Consider the following 389-nt stretch of genomic DNA (forward strand, 5'->3'; position numbering starts at 1 on the left):
TTCAACCTGTTTTGCCGTTTTGACGAACTGAGCATCCCCGATTACAGCACCTTATGCCGCTACCGCAACTGGCTGGCGCAAGACGACACCCTGTCTGAACTGCTAAAACTGATTAACCGACAACTGACCGAAAAAAACCTAAAAGTAGAGAAAGCATCTGCCACCGTCATTGACGCCACCATTATTCAGACCGCCGGCAGCAAACAGCGTCAGGCCATAGAAGTCGATGAAGAAGGACAAGTCAGCAGCCAAACCACACCGAGTAAAGACAGCGATGCCCGTTGGATAAAGAAAAGCGGCCTCTACAAACTCGGTTACAAACAACATACCCGTACCGATGCGGAAGGCTATATTGAGAAACTGCACATTACCCCTGCCAATGCCCATGA

Annotated in this window: 1 protein-coding gene; it reads left to right on the forward strand. The window is 49.6% G+C overall.

Annotation, left to right across the window (positions count from 1 at the left end; translation table 11 throughout):
• On the forward strand, positions 1-389 hold a 389-nt coding region (locus ACTHTJ_RS10960), incomplete at both ends, for a transposase (protein ID WP_440361018.1).

Origin of the sequence: Neisseria sp. P0018.S001, from assembly GCF_051957355.1 — a bacterium.
In the GTDB taxonomy this organism is placed as follows: domain Bacteria; phylum Pseudomonadota; class Gammaproteobacteria; order Burkholderiales; family Neisseriaceae; genus Neisseria; species Neisseria subflava_A.